The following is a 17474-nucleotide window of genomic DNA, read 5'->3' on the forward strand; positions in this document are numbered from 1 at the left end:
GGGGCCTCGCGCCCCCCTTTTTTTGTATCCGGACCGCACCCGCGACAGCGCCGACCGGATCCGGCGAAGGCGTTGTCACGGCGCACGATCCGCGGTTTCGCGGCCGCCGCCGGGGACTTGAGAAGATGTCCCGCAACATTCCAGAAACAACATTGTTTTCAGTTGTTTACCGCCCATCAACGGGGGGCTTGCGAGCGTGCCCGTCGTCATCGTCGACACTGGCCTGCCGTCCGCCGCGCGCACCGCCTGCCCGGCATCCCAGTCAGCAAGGACAAGGTCCATGAGCGTCAGTTCGATCTCCTCCTCCACCTCCACCGAGCTTTTGAAGGCGCTCTACAGCGCCCTCGACACCGACAAGAGCGGCGGCGTGTCGCTCGACGAGCTCACGTCGGTCTCGAACTCGCTGTCCGGCACGTCGGAGAGCGATGCCGCGGCGCTGTTCGAGAGCGCCGACACCGACAGCGACGGGCTGCTCTCCGAATCCGAGGTGAAGTCGGCCTTCGAGAGCCTCTCGTCGGCGATGCGCACCACGCTGCTCGCCGAGCAGGAGGCGTCCTCCGACACGACGACGGCCGACACGATCGCGGCCCTGGTGAGCGACGCCGCCGAGGAGGCGTCGGCATCGAGCAACGACAGCGAGGGGAGCACCACGACGAGCAGCGCCGCCCCCGCCGGCGCGGGCGGCGCCGCCGCGACCTCCGAGGAGGAGGAGGAGACCGGGCCGTTCGATGCGGCCGATACCAACCAGGACGGCGAGGTGAGCGCCGCCGAGCAGGCGGCCTGGGACGCCACCCATGCGTCGTCCGAGGAACCGGCCGAAGCGGCCCCGCCGCCCCCGCCCGGCCCGCCGCCGAGCGAGGCCGCCGGTGCGAGCGCGAGCCGCGGCACTCCCACGGCGACCGTCGCGACCGCGGCCTGACCGACGATCGTCGGCGCGACGATCCGCGAGCGACGATCCGCGAGCGACGGTCCACGATCGCCGACCCGCGATCGCCAGACGCAAGAAAGGGGGGCCGCAAGGCCCCCCTTTCGCATTCCGCATGACGGGCGGAAAAAATCAGCGCTTCGAGAACTGGAACGACCGGCGGGCCTTGGCGCGGCCGTACTTCTTGCGCTCGACGACGCGCGAGTCGCGGGTAAGGAAGCCGCCGCGCTTGAGCACGCCACGCAGATCCGGCTCGTAGTGGGTCAGCGCCTTGGAGATGCCGTGGCGCACCGCACCCGCCTGACCGGACAGGCCGCCGCCCGACACCGTGCAGGTGATGTCGTACTGGCCGTTGCGGTTCGACGAGACGAGCGGCTGCTGGATCATCATGCGCAGCACCGGACGAGCGAAGTAGACCTCGACGTCGCGGCCGTTGATGACGATCTTGCCGGTGCCCGGCTTCACCCAGACCCGGGCGACCGCGTCCTTGCGCTTGCCGGTCGCGTAGGCGCGGCCGTGCTTGTCGAGCTTCTGCTCGTACTTCGGCGCCTCGGCGACGGCGGCCGTCTTCAGGGCCGAGAGATCTTCGAGAGATTGAATGGTCTCGGCCATGGTCACGCGCTCCTGGCGTTCTTGCGGTTCAGCGCCGCGACGTCGAGCGTCTCGGGCGTCTGGGCCTCGTGCGGATGGGAGGGGCCGCTGTAGACGCGCAGGTTGCCGAGCTGACGGCGGCCGAGCGGCCCGCGCGGCAGCATGCGCTGCACGGCCTTCTCGACGATGCGCTCGGGGAACCGGCCCTCGAGGATCGACTTGGCCGAACGCTCCTTGATGCCGCCGATGAAGCCGGTGTGGTGGTAGTACACCTTCTGCTGCACCTTGCGGCCCGTGAACACGACCTTGTCGGCGTTGACGATGATGACGTTGTCGCCGCAGTCGACATGGGGCGTGAAGGTCGGCTTGTGCTTGCCGCGCAGCCGCATCGCCACGATCGCCGCGAGCCGGCCCACGACGAGGCCGGAGGCGTCGATCATCACCCACTTCTTGTCGACCTCGGCAGGCTTGGCCGAATAGCTCTTCATGGCGTCCTGATCCGATGGTGTGGAGTTCTTGGTCGGACGCGCCCGGACGAGCCGGAGCCCACCGCAGGGCGCGTTGCCGGCGGGCGCCGGAAGGCCTCCACCGTGGCGGCGTGTCTACCGTTCGGGGCCGCGTGCGTCAATCCCGAGACCCTGAAAATACGTTCGTAAAAACAGAGACTTAAAAATAAGGTATTTTAGCACCTAGAGCGAATGCCTTGCCGGGATGGAATACGTTGCGGTCACATGCGCCACCGGATCGGGGTGCCCGTCCGACAGGATCGCCACCTCGCCGACCGAAAGCCGCTTGCCGAGCTTCATCAGCGAGGCCTCCGCCACCAGATCGCGCTGCGCCGGCCGGCGCAGGAAATTGATGTTGAAGCTGGTCGTGACGGCGAGCGGCACCGGACCGATCGAGGCCAGCACCGCGACGTAGAGGGCGACGTCGGCGAGCGCCATCATGGTCGGGCCCGAGATGGTGCCGCCCGGGCGCAACATCTCCGCCCGGAAGGCCTGGCGGACGCGGGCGCCGTGATACCATGCGGCCTCGATCCGGACGCCGGTTCCGGCGTCGAACATCTGCGGGTACTCGTGCGCCAGGAACGCCTCGAGCTCGGCGACCGTCATGGCGCCGGGGGGCTCGGGCGAGGAGCCTGCCCGTGCGGCAGGCGACGGGTCATCGTGCATCGGGGGCTCGTTCGGGTTGCGGGGCAACACGTCCGTCGCCGAAGCGTCGGGATGGACCCGGGATCATCGCCGCCACCGGCTCCGCCGAGCAAGCTTTTGCGAACGTGGCGCGGCCCGACCGGGCCGGCCCGCGGGCCTATCGCCCCCAACCCCGTCGAGGAGACGACCGATGACCACCGAGACGCTCGCCCCCTCCACCACCACGGCTTCGACCGGGCCGCTGCGTCGCGAGGACGCCGACGGCGTCGCGCTCCTGGTGCTCGACCGGCCGGGAGCGCGAAACGCGCTCTCCGACGCCATGCTGGCCGCCCTCTCCGGCGCCCTCGCCGCGATCGCCCAGGACCGCGGCGTGCGCGCCGTGGTGCTGGCCGCCGAGGGGCCGGTGTTCTGCGCCGGGCACGACCTCAAGGAGATGACGGCGCACCGCGCCGACCCGGACCGCGGTCGCGCCTATTTCGCCGACCTCTTGGGCCGCTGTGCCGCCGTCATGCAGGCGATCGTCGCCCTGCCCCAGCCCGTCATCGCCGCCGTCAACGGCATCGCGACGGCGGCCGGCTGCCAGCTGGTCGCGAGCTGCGACCTCGCGATCGCCGCCGACGACGCACGCTTCGGCACGCCCGGGGTGAGCATCGGCCTGTTCTGCTCGACCCCGATGGTGGCGCTGTCGCGCGCCGTCGCGGCCAAGCACGCCATGGAGATGCTGCTGACCGGTGACCTGATCGGCGCCGAGGATGCGCTGCGCTTCGGCCTGGTCAATCGGCTGGTCCCGGCCGGGCAGGAGCGGTCCGCGGCGCTGGCGCTGGCGCGCCGCATCGCCGACAAATCCGCGGTGGCGATCCGCTACGGCAAGGCGGCCTTCTACAAGCAGCGCGAGTTGCCGCTCGCCGAGGCCTACCACTATGCTGCCGAAGTCATGACCGAGAACATGCTGGCGCGCGACGCCGAGGAAGGTATCGGCGCGTTCGTGGCGAAGCGCCCGCCGGTCTGGGAGCGTTGACGCGTGCAAGCCGACTGATGCGTGCAAGCTGACGGAGGATCGATGACCGCCCTCGCCCGCCCTGCTCCAGCCCGCCCTGCTCCAGCCCGCCCCGTTCTCGCGCCCCTCCGGATCGCGCGCAAAGGCGTCGCGCGGCTCGACGGGCCGGCGCTGCGTCGGATGCTGCTCGCCGGCGTCGCCTGGGGCGTCACGGTTTCGCTGGGGCTGACCGCGGCGCGCGCCTGGCGCTGCGGCGACGTATGCCTCGACACCGCCGCCGTCGACGCGCTGATCACGGCGGCGATCGGCGCCGTCACGGTGGGGCCGCTGACCTTGTTCCGCCGGCCGGCGGACGACGCGGCCCGCCGGGACGAACCGTGAGCCGTGTCACGGACACTCATCACCGGGACCATCCGCCCCGACCGATCCATCTCGGACCAAAGGCGTTATCGTCCTGACGAACCCTCTCCGAAAGTCCCTCTCGCCGGATCACCTTCCCGAACGGAATGACCTCCCTGAAAGGAGACGACGACCCATGCGGACCACCATTGTCCCCGCTGCCGGCCTCGCCGTCCTGATCGCGCTCGGTGCCGCGCCCACGCCCGCCCACGCCCAGTCGAGCCAGGACCAGATGGCCTGCCAGTTCGACGCCCAGACCTACTGCCAGGACGCGATCCCGGACCACGGCAAGGTCTATCGCTGCCTGCAGCGCAATCGCGCCAAGATCAGCCCGGCCTGCCGGGCGGCGATCAGCAAGGGCAAGGCCCCGCGCCGCAACCGGCCGGGCACCGGCTACTGAATCCGGCGCACCTTTCAAAACCCGGCGGGACGGACTAACACCGGCCCCATCGTCTGCGTCATGCCCGACCTCGTGCCGGGCATCCACGTCTTTCAGCCGGTGCGAACCCGGTGTGGATGGCCGGGACGCGCCCGGTCCTGACGAGGCAGAGGAACGCCGAACCGGCCTCGTGCACGCATGACCCACGACGACTATCCGGACTCCTACATCCGCGGCATCCTGACGACGTGCCGGACCATCGCCATGGTCGGCGCCTCGGCCAAGGACAACCGGCCGAGCTGGTTCGCGTTCAAGTACCTGCTCGAGCGCGGCTACCGGATGATCCCGGTGAACCCCGGCCTGGCCGGCCAGGAGATCCTCGGCCAGCGTGTCTTTGCGCGTCTAGCCGACATCGACGAGCCGGTCGACATGGTCGACCTGTTCCGCAACGCCGCCTATGCGGCGGGAACGCTCGACGAGATGCTGGCGATGGCGCCGCGTCCCGGCGTGCTGTGGCTGCAGCTGGGCGTGCGCGACGACGCCACGGCCGCGCGCGCGGAATCGCACGGCATCAAAGTGGTGATGGATCGCTGCCCGAAGATCGAGTACGGCCGCCTCTCCTCCGAGATCGGCTGGATGGGCGTCAACTCGCGCACCCTCTCGTCCAGGCGCGCCCCGATGCCGCAGAAGGGCGTTCAGCGCCTGTCGCTCGGCCGGGTGACGACGGCGGGCGGGACGATCGCGGCGGCACCGCCCCCGGAGAACGAGGATCGCGGCTGACGCAAGGCAGCAGAACGGGAGTCTCCGCCGACGCCGGATCGGCAGACGAATGTTCCGGTGCGTCTCCACACCTTGACGCTCCCCGGCGGTGGGCTACACCGGGAGCCGATCTCCTCTGGTCCGCCCCTCTCCGCACGGAGCCACCATGACCGACCGCCAGCCCGGCTTCTCGACGCTCGCCATCCACGCCGGCGCCCAGCCCGATCCGACGACGGGCGCGCGGGCGACGCCGATCTACCAGACCACGTCCTACGTGTTCGACAGCGTCGACCATGCCGCCTCGCTGTTCGGCCTGCAGGCCTTCGGCAACATCTACACGCGCATCACCAACCCGACCAACGCCGTGCTGGAGGAGCGCGTCGCCGCGCTCGAGGGCGGCACCGCGGCGCTCGCGGTCGCGTCGGGCCACGCCGCCCAGATGCTGGTGATGCACGCGCTGATGACGCCGGGCGACGAGTTCGTCGCATCGACCAAGCTCTACGGCGGGTCGATCAACCAGTTCAACCACTCCTACAAGAGCTTCGGCTGGAACGTGGTGTGGGCCGATCCGGACGACCTCGCGAGCTTCGAGCGCGCCGTGTCGCCGAAGACCAAGGCGATCTTCATCGAGAGCATCGCCAATCCGGGCGGCGTGATCACCGACATCGCGGCGATCGCCCAGATCGCGCGCCGGGCCGGCGTGCCGCTGATCGTCGACAACACGCTGGCGACGCCTTATCTGTGCCGGCCGATCGAGCACGGCGCCGACATCGTCGTGCATTCGCTCACCAAGTTCCTCGGTGGCCACGGCAACTCGATCGGCGGCGTGATCGTCGACGGCGGCAGCTTCAACTGGTCGCGCGAGCGCCGCTACCCGATGCTGTGCGAGCCGCGCCCGGAGTACAACGGCATCGTCCTGCACGAGACCTTCGGCAACTTCGCCTTCGCGATCGCCTGCCGGGTGCTGGGCCTGCGCGACCTCGGGCCGGCGCTGTCGCCGTTCAACGCCTTCCTGATCCTCACCGGCATCGAGACGCTGCCGCTGCGCATGCAGCGCCACTGCGACAACGCACTCGCGGTCGCCGAATGGCTGTCGAACCATCCGCGCGTCGGCTGGGTGAGCTATCCGGGCCTGCCCGGCGATCGTTATCACAACCTCGCCAAGAAGTACGTGCCGAAGGGCGCCGGCGCGGTGTTCACGTTCGGCCTGAAGGGCGGCTACGACGAGGGCGTCAAGCTCGTCTCCAACGTGAAGCTGTTCTCGCACCTCGCCAACATCGGCGACACCCGCTCGCTGATCATCCACCCGGCCTCGACCACGCATCGCCAGCTCTCCGACGCCCAGAAGATCGGCGCCGGCGCGGGACCGGACGTGGTGCGCTTGTCGATCGGGATCGAGGACAAGGCCGACATCATCGCCGACCTGGAGCAGGCCCTGGCGGGGTGAGGCCGTCTCTCTCGACGAGCATCGAACAAACACGTCATGGCCGGGCTCGTCCCGGCCATCCACGTCTTTACGGCGCGATGAGAAAGTTCGTGGATGGCCGCGACGAGCGCGGCCATGACGAGGCCGAGATTTATCGAAGTCTCGTCGCGCTCACGCCGCGTCGGTGCGGGCGTTGAGGGGGCCGGTGAAGCGCGGGGTGCGGCCGGCCCAGCAGACGCCGTTGCGGCCCTGCGCCTTGACCCGGTACATGGCCTGGTCGGCGGCGCGCAGCAGCGCCTCCATGCCGCTGCCGTCCTCCGGCGCGCGCGCGATGCCGACGCTGGCGCCGACCTCCACGGTCTCGCCGTCGATCCGGTACGGCGCGGTGAGCGCCTCGAGGATCTCACCGGCGAGCGCCTCGCGGTCGTCGTCGCCGGGCCGACGCATCGCCAGCACGGCGAACTCGTCGCCGCCGACCCGGGCCGCGACGTCGCCCTCGCCGAGGCAGCGGCGCAGCCGATGGGCGACCCGCAGGAGCAGCGCGTCGCCGACGGCATGGCCGTAGCGGTCGTTGACCTCCTTGAAGCGGTCGAGGTCGATGCACAGCACGGCGAAGGGCACGGCGGAGTCGTACAGCCGGCCGAGCGCCTTCTCCAGGCGGCTGCGGAACAGGGTGCGGTTGGGCAGGCCGGTGAGCGGATCGTGGAGCGCCATGTAGGCGATCCGGCGCTCGCCGGCGCGCCGCTCGGTGACGTCCGTGTAGGTGCGCACCATGCCGCCGTCCGGCATCGGCACGCAGGTCACCTCGATGGTCTGGCCGGTCGGCCGGACCCGCTCGAACACCACCGGTCCGGCGTCGCCGGCGGCGGCCCCGAAGGCGACCGACAGGCGCCGGACCGGCTCGCCGCCGGCACCGCTGTCGCCGGCGACGCCGAGCTCGCCGCGGCGCGCCATCTCGGCGACGAGCGCGTCGAAGGTCGGGCGCTCGGCCAGCATCTCGACCGGCACGCCGAGCAGCTCGGCGGCGCGGCGGTTGGCCACCGCGATGCGGCCGTCGCGGTCGACCATGATGATGCCCTGCGCCATGGTGTCGAGCGTGACGGCGAGCTCCTGCGAGGTGCGCCGCGCCACCGCCTCGCTCGCCTGCAGGGCCTCGCTCGTGCGCTCCAGCCGCATGCGCTGGCGCATCGCCAGCCCCATCGCGACGAGCACGGCGAGGGTGAGGACGCCGGCGAGCGCCGAGTAGACCTTGACGTACCAGGCGCTGTCGGCGAGCGCGTCGGCCGCCGAGACCGAGGCGTAGACGACCAGCGGCAGCCCCTCGACCCGGCGGAACGCGACGAAGCGGACGACGCCGTCGATGAGGCTCGGCCCGACCACGGAGCCGACCGGGATCCTGGCGATGTTCTCCAGCGTCGGCCACGGCCGGTCGCCCTTGCGCCCGATCATCGGCACGGCCGCCCCGGCGCCGGCCCGCACCACCCCGTCGGTGCCGACCAGAATGATCGAACCGTTCCGGCCGACGTCGATGGAGGCGTAGAAGCGCGAGAAGTAGTCGGCGTCGAGCGACGCCACGACGACACCGAGGAAGCGGCCGTCGGCCCCGCGGACGGCGCGGGAGAGCTGCAGGGTCGTGCGGTGAGAGACCCGTCCGACCATCGGGATGCTGACGTCGAGCTCGTCGCCGGTCGCGTCGCGATGCACCACGAAATGCGGCCGGTCGGACAGATCGATCGCCGCGGTCGGAACCGAGAGGCTGTTCATCCGCAATCGCCCGTCGGGGCCGATCAGCGACAGTTGGATCGCGACGTCTCCCTGCGGCGTCACCTCGCGGGCGAAGGCGCGCAGATCGAAGCCGGCGGGGTCGCGGAGGATCTCGGCACGGGCGAGCCGGAGAATCTGGTCGGCGCCCGTGATGGCGCGGGCGGCGTGCTCCTCGACGACGCGGGCGAGATTGCGGGCGTTCTGCAGGGCGACCGCGCCGAGCTTGTCGCGTTCGAGGCCGAGCTGATAGCCGATTCCGGCCCACACCAGCACGATGACGAGCAGTCCGAGCCCGGTCGCCGGCTGGAGAACGCACCGCATCGCCCGATGCGAGAACCGCGAGACAATTCGCGCGAGGAGAGAATTCCGGGACGTCATGTCGACCTTGTAGGCCGGGGCGATTTCGTTTCCCTTAGGACGACATGCGAGATTTCGGACAGTTTTATCGCTGTTTCCAGGACATATGCGCAGCATTTCGATCACCTGCCGGTGACCCTTTCGCCTCGCCCCGACGGATGCGCTATCCTGTGGCCGCCTCGTCGGGAATCCTATGCGATGGTGCTCATGCGCAATTGGATGCGTGCCGTCTTCGCGGTGCTTCTGCTCGTGGTCGCGATGGCGGCCGGCGCCGAACCGGCAGCGGCGCAGGAGCGGGTCGCGCTCGTCATCGGCAACGGCGCCTACCGGGCCGCGACACCGCTGCCCAATCCGCCCAACGACGCCGCCGACGTCGCCGCCGCGCTGCGCCGCATCGGCTTCACGGTGATCGAGGGGCGCGATCTCGACAAGCCGGCCCTCGAGGACAAGATCCGCGCCTTCGGGCGGGCGCTCGACCGCGCCTCGGTGGCGCTGTTCTTCTATGCCGGGCACGGCCTGCAGGTCGCCGGCAAGAACTACCTGGTGCCGGTCGACGCCAAGCTGGAGCGGCCCGGCGACCTCTCCTTCGAGACCGTCGAGGTCGGCCAGGTGCTCGGCCAGATGGAGGCCGAGGCGCGCGTCAATCTCGTCTTCCTCGACGCCTGCCGGGACAATCCGCTCGCCCGCACGCTGGCGCGCTCGCTCGGCACCCGCTCGGCCTCGGTCGGCACCGGCCTCGCCTCGATCCAGAGCGCGGTCGGCACCATGATCGCCTACGCGACCCAGCCCGACAACGTCGCGCTCGACGGCGAGGGCCGCAACAGCCCGTTCACGGCGGCGCTCCTGAAGCACCTGCCGACGCCGGGGCTCGACATCGCCGTCACCATGCGGCGCATCCGCTCCGACGTGGTCGCCGCGACCCGGTCACGCCAGGTGCCGTGGGACCACTCCTCGCTGATCGGCGACGTCGTGCTGGTGCCGGGCGGCGGCGCGCCGCCGCAGACCGCGACTCAGCCGCCCGCCCCCGGTCCCGCCACGACGACCACGGTGCCGCCGAGCCCAGCCCCCTCCGGCCCACCGTCCGCGGCCGCCGCCGGCCGCGGCCAGGACGCCGACATCGCCTACTGGACCTCGGTGAAGGACACGGGCGATCCGGCACAGCTTCGCAGCTACATCGCCGCCTTCCCGAACGGCACCTTCGTGGCGCTCGCCCATCTGCGCCTCCAGGAGATCGAGGCGCGCGGCGGCCGTCCGGGCGACGACCGCAGCAAGGTCGCCGCGCTGCCGCCGTCCCCAGGCGTGCCGCCGCGCCCGCGCTCGCCGCGCGAAGACTGCGCCAGCGTCTCGGCACCGGCCGGCACCGATCTCTATTGCGCCAGCTCGGTGCTCGATCCGCAGTTCGGCAGCAGCTATGGGGTGCGCAACCTGTTCGGCGGCGATCCCGGCAGCGCCTGGGTCGAAGGCGCCGCGGGCGACGGCACCGGCGAGTGGGTGACGGTCGCGTTCGACGGCGAGCGGACGGTGCACGGCCTCGTCGTCAACAACGGCTACGAGAAGAGCACCGATCTCTACGTCAAGAACGGTCGGGTGCAGATGCTGCGGCTGGTCTTCTCCACCGGCGAGACCCGCAGCGTGACGCTGCAGGACCGGCTCGGGCCTCAGACCGTCACGCTCGACCGCCCGGTGCGGGCCCACTGGGTCCAGCTCGTCATCGACCGCACCTATCGGGGAACGCGCTACACCGACACGGCGCTCTCCAAGCTGACGGTGCTGTCGGAGCGGGCGCGGTAGCGCCGCCCTCGGTCACCGCGCCGCCAGCACCAGATCGGGCGCCGGCACCGCGACCGCTCCGGGCCGGGTCAGCCGCTCGGCGTGCAGCGTCGCGACGAGCAGCAGGACCAGCGCCGTGGCCTGGTGGAGGATCGCGAGGTCGAGCGGCACGCGGGCGAGCAGCGTCATCACGCCGATGGCGATCTGCACGAGGATCGCGACGGCGACCGCCAGCGCCCCGAGCCGCACGCCGCGCCGGCCACCACCGGACAGCATCGCGTCGACGAGATGCAGGATCGCGACCAGCGCCAGCACGTAGCCGACCATGCGATGGGTGAACTGGATGGTCAGCGTGTTCTCGAAGAAGTTGATCCACACCGGATCGGCGAAGAACAGATCACTGGTGCTCGGGATCAGGGCGCCGTCGATCAGCGGCCAGGTGTTGTGGACGAGGCCGGCCCGCATGCCGGCGACCAGCGCGCCGAAATAGATCTGCGCGAGCACGAGGCCGACCAGCACGCCGGCGCCGGCGCGCAGCCGCCACGGCGCCGCCTCGCCCGGCCGGGCGCCGAGCCGAGCCGCCGTGAAAACCAGCGCCGCGAAGATCACGCAGGCGAGCGTGAGATGAAAGGCGAGCCGGTAGTGCGAGACGAAGATGCGGTCGGCGAGACCCGAGGCCACCATCCACCAGCCGACCCCGGCCTGCACGGCGCCGAGCGCGAAGATCGCCGAGAGGCCGACGATCAAGCCGCGGGTCAGCGCGCCGCGCCAGAGAAACCACAGAAACGGCAGCAGGAAGACCATGCCGGTGAGGCGCGCCACGTTGCGGTGCGCCCATTCCCACCAATAGATCACCTTGAAGTCGTGCAGGCCCATGCCGCGATTGAGGATCTCGTATTGCGGGATCGCCTTGTACTTGTCGAACTCGGCCTGCCAGGCGGCCTCGGAGAACGGCGGCAGCGCGCCGGTGAGCGGCTTCCACTCGACGATCGAGAGGCCGGACTCGGTGAGGCGCGTCGCCCCGCCGACGATCACGGTGAGGAAGACGAGCCCGGCGACGGCAAGGAGCCAGAGGCGGAGCGCGACGGAGATGCGATACGGCACGTCGGAGTCCCGGGGGTTGGAGACGGCACAACGGTCGGGGCCGCTTGCGCGAGCCCGCACCGACCATATAGACCCTCGGTCGCGGGCGGCCAATGTCGGGCCCCCGCCTCCGCGAGACGCCCGGATGGGCCGGCACACGCGCGAGAGACGGGGGCGCGGTCCCAGGGGCCGGCGACCGACGCGAAAAATCGGGAGATCGCCATGACACGCCGCCGCCGCCGCCTGATCGGGCTGTTCGGCCTCATCGTCCTCTTGGTGCTGTGGGGCTTCTTCGCCGTCGGGGCCGGCTACTTCTTCCTCGGCTCGGAGAGCTGGGCGGTGCGGATGGCCTATTACGCCATCGCGGGCGCCGGCTGGCTGCCCTTCGCGCTGCCGATCGTCACCTTCATGGCGAAGGTGAAGTGAGGCCGGACGGCTTATGCAGCGCTGAGCTTGCGCAGGCCGTTCCACAGCGCCGTGCCGGCGCCGGAGACGAGGACATCGACGTAGCGGCCGCGCTGGAACTCGCCGTTGATCGAGATGCGCGGCAGCGCCGTCAGGGTCTCGGCATGCTCGGGGAACAGCACGCCGGGGCGCGTCGTCACCGCGGTCTTGAAGCCGAGCTCGGCCGCGATGGCGAACTCGCGCGGCCCCGCCGCGGTGACGTCGCCATACGGATAGGCGAGATGGCGGGGCGCCATGCCGAGCGCCGCCTCGAGCACGGCCGATCCCATCTTCATCTCGGAGCGGACGACCGTGTCGCAGGCCTTGGCGAGCATCACGTGATTGACCGTGTGGGCCCCGATGGTGACCAGCGGATCGTCGGCGAGCGCGCGGATCTCCTCCCAGCTCATGCACAGGCTGTCGCAGATGGCGGCGCTGTCGACCCGGTAGCGGGCCGTCAGCTCGCGCACCGCGTCGAGCATCTGTGCGTCGGTCGGCATCCGGCGGAGCCAGCAGTACAGAAGCGCGAACGCCTCGCTCTTCTCCGCCGTGGTGGCGCAGTCGATGCGGCAGTCGCGCCCGTCCATCTCCAGCACGATCTTGTCGTTCTGCGCGATCACCGCCTCGAGCGCCGCCCACCACAATTCGCCGAGCCGGTCCGGGAAGCTCGTCGGCACGTAGACGGCGAACGGGATCCCATGGTGTTTGAGGATCGGATAGGCATAGTCCTTGTTGTCGCGGTAGCCGTCGTCGAACGTGAAGGCGACGAAGCGACGCCGGAAGTCGCGCTCCGCGAGACGGCGATACACCTCGTCGAGGCTGACGAAGTCGACCTTCGTGCGGCCGAGCCGGCCGACCACGTGCTCCAGGAAGTCCGGCGTGATCTCCAGGAGCCGGTTGGGCTGGAAGCCGTCCGGACGCGCGGGCCGCACATGGTGGAGCATCAAGATGGCGCCGACGCCGCCCAGCACCGGTCGCATGAACCGATGCGCGCCGGAGAAGTACAGCGCCTCGAGACCCGACCTGATGATGGCTCGTTTCAACTGATACACGTCCTCGAGTCCGTTGCGAGGTCGGCGAACACGCAACCCATGATGCGCGAAGGCGTCGTGCCGTGCAAAGCCGATCCCCCGATCCGAGCCGAACGCGGTGACGGCCCGCTCGCCGGACGGCCACTGCGCGGCGCGGTGCGCGCAGACCGTGTCCTCCGGCAGCATCGCCCGGTCGGCTCGAACATGCCCGTTCAGGCTATACCAACGCTTTGTTGATTTTTCTTTGCCAGTGTCGCGGCGGAAACGATCCAGACAACCGGGCGGACCCTGCATGAGCGTCGTCGAGCTCTCCGCGAAGCACGAGCCGTCCGCGACCGCATCGCGGTCCGTGTCGTCGGACGGCCCGTCCGTGGCGCCGTGCACCGCCGGCCCGGTGGTCGAGCTCGCCGTCCTCGACAGCCTCGCGGCCGCCCGGCCGGCCTGGCAGGCGCTCGAAGCCGCCGGGGCGATCGGCACCGCGTTCCAGCGGCACGCCTGGGTCGAGGCGTGGCAGCGCCATGCCGGCGCCGCCGAAGGGGCGCGACCACTGGTGGTGATCGGCCGGGATCGGACCGGCGCGCCCGCCTTCCTGTGGCCCTTCGTGGTGTCGCGCGGGCTCCTGTCGATCGCCCGCTTCCCGGGCGGCAACCATTCGGGGCTCAATATCGGCCTGTGGCGGCCCGATGCGGCCGCCGCCATGACGGGCGCGATGGTGCGCGACCTGCTGGTGCGGACCGGCCGGCGGCACGGCATCGACGCCTTCGCCCTCGTCCGCCAGCCGCGGCGCTGGCGCGGGCTCGACAATCCGTTCGCACGGCTGCCGTCGCAGCCCTCGGTCGACGATGTCCTCGTGGTGACGTTCCCCGACGGTGGCACGGCCGAGGACGCCGTCAAGGCGACGCTGACCCGCGACATGCGCGGCCGGCTGCGCACCAAGGAGCGCAAGCTCGAGAAGCTCGACGGCTACGGCTACCGTCGCGTCACGACGAGGGCCGACGCCGACCGGGTGCTCGACGCCTTCCTGGCCCAGAAGGCCGCGCATTTCGCCGCCCAGGGCATCCGCAACGTGTTCGCGGACCTCGGCGTCGCCGACTTCCTGCGCGCCGCCTGCCACGACGGGCTCGCGGACGGCCGGCCCGGCATCGAGCTGCACGCGCTGGAGGGCGGCGGCGAGGTCATCGCGGTGATGGGCGGGGTCTGCGACCAGTACCGATTCTCGTGCATGTTCAACGCCTACACGACGAGCGAGAACGGCCGGTGGAGCCCCGGACTGATCCTGATCGGGCACATCTTGCGCGACTGCGCCGAACGCGGCGTCGCGAGCTTCGACCTCGGACCCGGCGCGGCGCCCTACAAGACGTTCTTCTGCCGCGAGCCGGAGGGGCTGGTCGACAGCCTGGTGCCGGTGTCGCTCGCCGGCCGCGCCGCGGCGCTCGGCCTCGCCGGGTTCGCCGCCACCAAGCGCCGAGCCAAGGAAAGCCCGCTGGTGATGCGCCTCGTCCAGCGCCTGCGACGCGGCGCGGCGGCGGGCGCCGGCTGACCGCCATCCACGACGGCTTGATACACGACGACTTGATACACGACGACTTGCCCCGACCGACGAGGCGTCCCCGGCTCTCGGCCGCGTGTCCCGGCGAACGCCGGGCCCCAGGGGCGGCGCGGCCGGCGTTCTCGTCCGATCGCCCGGGATCCCGGGTCACGGCACGGTGCGCCGCTCCCGGGACACGAGGCGAATTGCCGTGGCGTCGTGATCGAGCCTACGCCGCCTCGGGCTGCGGGGTCGGGGCGAGGAGCGGAGCGCCGGCGAGCACGATGAGGCTGTCGCCGTAGCCGGCGGCGGCGAGGCGGGCGTGGGCGACGCCGGCGATCGGATCGGTCGGATCCGGCACCACCAGCACGCCGCCGGGGGCGAGCTCGGCCATCTGGTCGGCGGCGATCACGTCGAAGGCGCCGGCGTCGATGATCACGTGATCGTAGGTGCGGGCGAGCGCGTCGATCATGGTGACGAAGCGCAGCGAGGCGAGCAGCGCCGCCGTGTCGGCCTCGCCGCGGCCGCGCGGCACGATGTGGGCGCGCGAGACCTTGTCGCGGGCGATGATCTCGCCGAACGTCGCCTCGCCCCGGATCATGTCGGTGACGCCCGGGCCGTCGCCGCCGATCGCCGCGGCGGCGCTGCCGGCGGGCTCGGCGCCGAGCCGCACCAGCACCACGAGCGCTTCGCGGGCGAGCAGCCGCGCCACCGCGGCGGCGGCCTGGGTGGTGCGACCGTCCGGCGCCGTGCCGAAGATCGCCACCTGGCGGCCGATGGCGCCGTCGCGCAGCCGCCCGGCGAGCTCGTCGACGGACGACAGCGTGACGGTCGCGGCGTTCGTCGGGCCGTCCGGCGCGGCAAGGTCCGGTGCGGCAAGGTCCGGCGCGGCAAGATTCGGCGCCGCGAAGCCCTGCCCCCTATTGGCCTGCCCCGAATTGGCCTGCCTCGCATCGGACTGCCCCGCGAGAGATTGCCCGGCTCGAACCGAGGCCAAGTCGTCATCGGCCACAGGCCCCTGCTCCGCCCGTCGGGGCATGTCCGCGGCGGGCTGCTCGGCCACGGCATAGCGCGGTACGTCGCCACCGGGCGCGGCCGCCGGCGCGTCGGCGACGTGGGGCGTCGGATCGGCGAAGCCGGGCGGCTCGAGCGCGCGGGCCGAGGCGGCCGGATCGTCCGTCTCGGGCGTCCCGGAGGCGGCGTCCGCCGACGGCGGTGGCTCGGACGGCAACGACGGAATGGCGGGCGGCGCTCGCTCGGCCCACAGGGTGCGGCCGAACAGGCGGCGGCCGGGCCGCGGCGGCTCCTCGAGCCGAGGCGTCGGCACGGGCGGCGCGACGGCGGCCGCCGGAGCGACCGGCGGCGCATCGCGGTAAGGAGCGGGCTCGCGATAGGCAGACGCCTCGCGATACGAGGACGAGGCCGGCTCGTGCCGCGGCAGGCCGGCCGGCGCCGGCGAGGCGGCGCGGATCAGCTCGCCGGCCGTGACGAGACCGGCGGCGACCAGGAAGGTGGCGAGCGTCGTCACCAGCACGATCGGCATCTTCTTGGGGAAGAACGGCGTGTTGGAGACGATGGCGCGGGAGATGACGCGGGCGTCGGCCGGCGCCGAGCCGATGCTCTCGCGGGCGGAGGCCTCGCGATACTTTCCGAGATAGGACTCCAGCAGGTCGCGCTTCGATTTGGCGTCGCGCTCCAGCGCGCGCAGCCGGACGTCGTCCTCGTTGCTGGTCGCCGCCTGGCGCTTGAGCCCGTCGAGCTCGGCCGTCAGCTTGGTCACCCGCTCGGCCGCCTCGCGCGCGTCGTTCTCCAGCGAGCGCACGAGCTTCTCGGCCTCGGAGCGGATCTGCCGGTCGTAGTCGGAGATCTGCGCCTTCAGCTCCTTGATGCGCGGATGGTTGTCGAGCAGCGTCGAATACTGCTCGGCGAGCTGGGCGCGCAGCGCGACGCGCTGCTCGGAGAGCCTGCGGATGAACTCGGAGTTGACGATCTCGGACGCCTCGATGGCGTCGCCCCGCCGCAGCATGTCGCGCAGGAGCCGCGCCCGCGTCTCGAGATCCGCCTTGCGGGCGCGCGCCGCACCGAGCTGGGTGTTGAACTCACCGAGCTGCTGGTTGGACAGCGTCGTGTTGTTGGTGCCGACGAACAGGTTCGAGTTGGTGCGGAAGCTCTCGACCCGCGCCTCCGCCTCGGCGACCTCGCGACGCAGACGGTCGATCTCGCCGGAGAGCCAGCGGCTCGCCGCCTGCATGTCCTCCTGCTTGTTGCCTTGCTGCAGCTTGAGATAGGTCTGCGCGATCGCGTTGGCGACGCGCGCCGCGAGCGCCGGATCGAAGGACTGGAACTCGACCGTGATGACCCGCGACTTGTCGACCGCGTAAGCCGTGAGCCGCTCGTACCAGGCGTCGAGAACGCGCTCCTCCGGCGTCATGCGGTACGGATCGCGCGAGACGCCGAGCGCCACCAGCACGCGCTTGACCAACGACAGCCCGTCGATCGTCGGATCGAACTCGGGCCGCTTGGCGAGGTCGAGCTCGGCGATCACCTGGGTGGCGAGGTCGCGCGACAGCACGAGCTGCACTTGGCTCGTCATCGTCTCCTGGTCGGCGGCGCTGCGGTCGAAGCTGTTGCGATCGGCCTCCGGGCGCAGGAAGACGTTCTCACGGCCTTCGTAGAGGATGCGCGTCTCCGACTTGTATCGGGGCGTCAGAACGTTCACGATCCCGGTCGCCACCAGGGCGGCGATCAGCGTCGGAACGACGATCAGCCACTTGCGGCGCAACAGCGCGCGTCCGATCGCGCGCATGTCGAGCTCGCCGCGCGTGCCCACCGCCTCGGGGTCCGATCCGAACGACATCCTGCAAACTCCG

17 protein-coding genes are annotated in these 17474 nt (G+C 71.1%); 9 read left to right on the forward strand and 8 right to left on the reverse strand.

The window, feature by feature from the left end:
- Positions 1-75: 75 nt before the first annotated feature.
- Entirely contained in the window at positions 76-282 is a 207-nt protein-coding gene (locus ACFSOX_RS13245) for a hypothetical protein (RefSeq protein WP_378478282.1), read from the reverse strand.
- Here ACFSOX_RS13245 and ACFSOX_RS13250 point away from each other — a divergent pair.
- A complete protein-coding gene (locus ACFSOX_RS13250) occupies positions 281-919 on the forward strand; it encodes an EF-hand domain-containing protein (RefSeq protein ID WP_378478283.1) in 639 nt (212 codons plus the stop codon). The genes ACFSOX_RS13245 and ACFSOX_RS13250 overlap by 2 nt on opposite strands.
- Positions 920-1057: 138 nt before the next feature.
- On the opposite strand, the gene rpsI is transcribed toward ACFSOX_RS13250, so the two are convergent.
- From rpsI to ACFSOX_RS13265, 3 genes are all read right to left on the reverse strand, one after another.
- Entirely contained in the window at positions 1058-1537 is a 480-nt protein-coding gene (gene rpsI, locus ACFSOX_RS13255; protein WP_378478284.1) for a 30S ribosomal protein S9, read from the reverse strand.
- A 2-nt stretch (positions 1538-1539) separates the two neighbouring features.
- Entirely contained in the window at positions 1540-2004 is a 465-nt protein-coding gene (rplM, locus tag ACFSOX_RS13260) for a 50S ribosomal protein L13 (RefSeq protein WP_111356766.1), read from the reverse strand.
- Positions 2005-2205: 201 nt separating this feature from the next.
- Complete coding sequence (locus ACFSOX_RS13265) at positions 2206-2688, reverse strand: PaaI family thioesterase (protein WP_378478285.1); 483 nt, start codon at positions 2686-2688, stop codon at positions 2206-2208.
- Between the two features lie 169 nt (positions 2689-2857).
- Between ACFSOX_RS13265 and ACFSOX_RS13270 the strand changes: the two genes are divergently transcribed.
- From ACFSOX_RS13270 to ACFSOX_RS13290, 5 genes are all read left to right on the forward strand, one after another.
- Positions 2858-3685 carry an enoyl-CoA hydratase gene (locus tag ACFSOX_RS13270; protein WP_378478286.1) on the forward strand — a complete coding sequence of 276 codons (828 nt, stop codon included), beginning with the start codon at positions 2858-2860 and terminating at the stop codon, positions 3683-3685.
- 42 nt (positions 3686-3727) lie between these two features.
- The gene (locus ACFSOX_RS13275; protein WP_378478287.1) at positions 3728-4045 is read left to right on the forward strand and encodes a hypothetical protein; all 318 of its coding nucleotides are present in this window, start codon (positions 3728-3730) and stop codon (positions 4043-4045) included.
- Between the two features lie 154 nt (positions 4046-4199).
- Complete coding sequence (locus ACFSOX_RS13280) at positions 4200-4463, forward strand: cysteine rich repeat-containing protein (protein ID WP_378478288.1); 264 nt, start codon at positions 4200-4202, stop codon at positions 4461-4463.
- 177 nt (positions 4464-4640) lie between these two features.
- A complete protein-coding gene (locus ACFSOX_RS13285; RefSeq protein ID WP_378478289.1) occupies positions 4641-5222 on the forward strand; it encodes a CoA-binding protein in 582 nt (193 codons plus the stop codon).
- Positions 5223-5367: 145 nt separating this feature from the next.
- Positions 5368-6648: an O-acetylhomoserine aminocarboxypropyltransferase gene (locus ACFSOX_RS13290; RefSeq protein WP_378478290.1), complete on the forward strand. Its 1281-nt coding sequence runs from the start codon at positions 5368-5370 to the stop codon at positions 6646-6648.
- 150 nt (positions 6649-6798) lie between these two features.
- On the opposite strand, the gene ACFSOX_RS13295 is transcribed toward ACFSOX_RS13290, so the two are convergent.
- The gene (locus ACFSOX_RS13295) at positions 6799-8712 is read right to left on the reverse strand and encodes a sensor domain-containing diguanylate cyclase (RefSeq protein WP_378478291.1); all 1914 of its coding nucleotides are present in this window, start codon (positions 8710-8712) and stop codon (positions 6799-6801) included.
- 243 nt (positions 8713-8955) lie between these two features.
- On the opposite strand from ACFSOX_RS13295, the gene ACFSOX_RS13300 reads away from it, so the two are divergent.
- On the forward strand, positions 8956-10539 hold the full coding sequence (locus tag ACFSOX_RS13300; RefSeq protein ID WP_378478292.1) for an NADase-type glycan-binding domain-containing protein: 1584 nt from the start codon (positions 8956-8958) through the stop codon (positions 10537-10539).
- A gap of 12 nt (positions 10540-10551) precedes the next feature.
- Here the strand turns inward: ACFSOX_RS13300 and ACFSOX_RS13305 are convergent, their stop codons facing one another.
- Positions 10552-11622: a COX15/CtaA family protein gene (locus tag ACFSOX_RS13305; RefSeq protein ID WP_378478293.1), complete on the reverse strand. Its 1071-nt coding sequence runs from the start codon at positions 11620-11622 to the stop codon at positions 10552-10554.
- Between the two features lie 201 nt (positions 11623-11823).
- Between ACFSOX_RS13305 and ACFSOX_RS13310 the strand changes: the two genes are divergently transcribed.
- A complete protein-coding gene (locus ACFSOX_RS13310; RefSeq protein ID WP_378478294.1) occupies positions 11824-12027 on the forward strand; it encodes a DUF2842 domain-containing protein in 204 nt (67 codons plus the stop codon).
- Between the two features lie 11 nt (positions 12028-12038).
- On the opposite strand, the gene ACFSOX_RS13315 is transcribed toward ACFSOX_RS13310, so the two are convergent.
- Positions 12039-13097 carry a polysaccharide deacetylase family protein gene (locus ACFSOX_RS13315; protein ID WP_378478295.1) on the reverse strand — a complete coding sequence of 353 codons (1059 nt, stop codon included), beginning with the start codon at positions 13095-13097 and terminating at the stop codon, positions 12039-12041.
- Between the two features lie 271 nt (positions 13098-13368).
- On the opposite strand from ACFSOX_RS13315, the gene ACFSOX_RS13320 reads away from it, so the two are divergent.
- Positions 13369-14616: a GNAT family N-acetyltransferase gene (locus ACFSOX_RS13320; protein ID WP_378478296.1), complete on the forward strand. Its 1248-nt coding sequence runs from the start codon at positions 13369-13371 to the stop codon at positions 14614-14616.
- A gap of 217 nt (positions 14617-14833) precedes the next feature.
- Here ACFSOX_RS13320 and ACFSOX_RS13325 read toward each other — a convergent pair whose 3' ends face one another.
- The gene (locus ACFSOX_RS13325) at positions 14834-17461 is read right to left on the reverse strand and encodes an exopolysaccharide transport family protein (RefSeq protein ID WP_378478297.1); all 2628 of its coding nucleotides are present in this window, start codon (positions 17459-17461) and stop codon (positions 14834-14836) included.
- Positions 17462-17474: the final 13 nt, after the last annotated feature.

Origin of the sequence: Rhodoplanes azumiensis (genome assembly GCF_042682915.1) — a bacterium.
GTDB lineage: Bacteria > Pseudomonadota > Alphaproteobacteria > Rhizobiales > Xanthobacteraceae > Rhodoplanes > Rhodoplanes azumiensis.

What these genes read in the sequence shown, in the direction of transcription:
- ACFSOX_RS13325 (WP_378478297.1), bottom strand. Translation starts at nt 17,461, where the DNA reads ATGTCGTTCGGATCGGACCCCGAGGCGGTGGGCACGCGCGGCGAGCTC.
- ACFSOX_RS13310 (WP_378478294.1), top strand. Translation starts at nt 11,824, where the DNA reads ATGACACGCCGCCGCCGCCGCCTGATCGGGCTGTTCGGCCTCATCGTC.
- ACFSOX_RS13320 (WP_378478296.1), top strand. Translation starts at nt 13,369, where the DNA reads ATGAGCGTCGTCGAGCTCTCCGCGAAGCACGAGCCGTCCGCGACCGCA.
- ACFSOX_RS13295 (WP_378478291.1), bottom strand. Translation starts at nt 8,712, where the DNA reads ATGCGGTGCGTTCTCCAGCCGGCGACCGGGCTCGGACTGCTCGTCATC.
- ACFSOX_RS13300 (WP_378478292.1), top strand. Translation starts at nt 8,956, where the DNA reads ATGCGCAATTGGATGCGTGCCGTCTTCGCGGTGCTTCTGCTCGTGGTC.
- ACFSOX_RS13265 (WP_378478285.1), bottom strand. Translation starts at nt 2,688, where the DNA reads ATGCACGATGACCCGTCGCCTGCCGCACGGGCAGGCTCCTCGCCCGAG.
- ACFSOX_RS13245 (WP_378478282.1), bottom strand. Translation starts at nt 282, where the DNA reads ATGGACCTTGTCCTTGCTGACTGGGATGCCGGGCAGGCGGTGCGCGCG.
- rpsI (WP_378478284.1), bottom strand. Translation starts at nt 1,537, where the DNA reads ATGGCCGAGACCATTCAATCTCTCGAAGATCTCTCGGCCCTGAAGACG.
- ACFSOX_RS13275 (WP_378478287.1), top strand. Translation starts at nt 3,728, where the DNA reads ATGACCGCCCTCGCCCGCCCTGCTCCAGCCCGCCCTGCTCCAGCCCGC.
- ACFSOX_RS13285 (WP_378478289.1), top strand. Translation starts at nt 4,641, where the DNA reads ATGACCCACGACGACTATCCGGACTCCTACATCCGCGGCATCCTGACG.
- ACFSOX_RS13250 (WP_378478283.1), top strand. Translation starts at nt 281, where the DNA reads ATGAGCGTCAGTTCGATCTCCTCCTCCACCTCCACCGAGCTTTTGAAG.
- ACFSOX_RS13270 (WP_378478286.1), top strand. Translation starts at nt 2,858, where the DNA reads ATGACCACCGAGACGCTCGCCCCCTCCACCACCACGGCTTCGACCGGG.
- ACFSOX_RS13290 (WP_378478290.1), top strand. Translation starts at nt 5,368, where the DNA reads ATGACCGACCGCCAGCCCGGCTTCTCGACGCTCGCCATCCACGCCGGC.
- ACFSOX_RS13280 (WP_378478288.1), top strand. Translation starts at nt 4,200, where the DNA reads ATGCGGACCACCATTGTCCCCGCTGCCGGCCTCGCCGTCCTGATCGCG.
- rplM (WP_111356766.1), bottom strand. Translation starts at nt 2,004, where the DNA reads ATGAAGAGCTATTCGGCCAAGCCTGCCGAGGTCGACAAGAAGTGGGTG.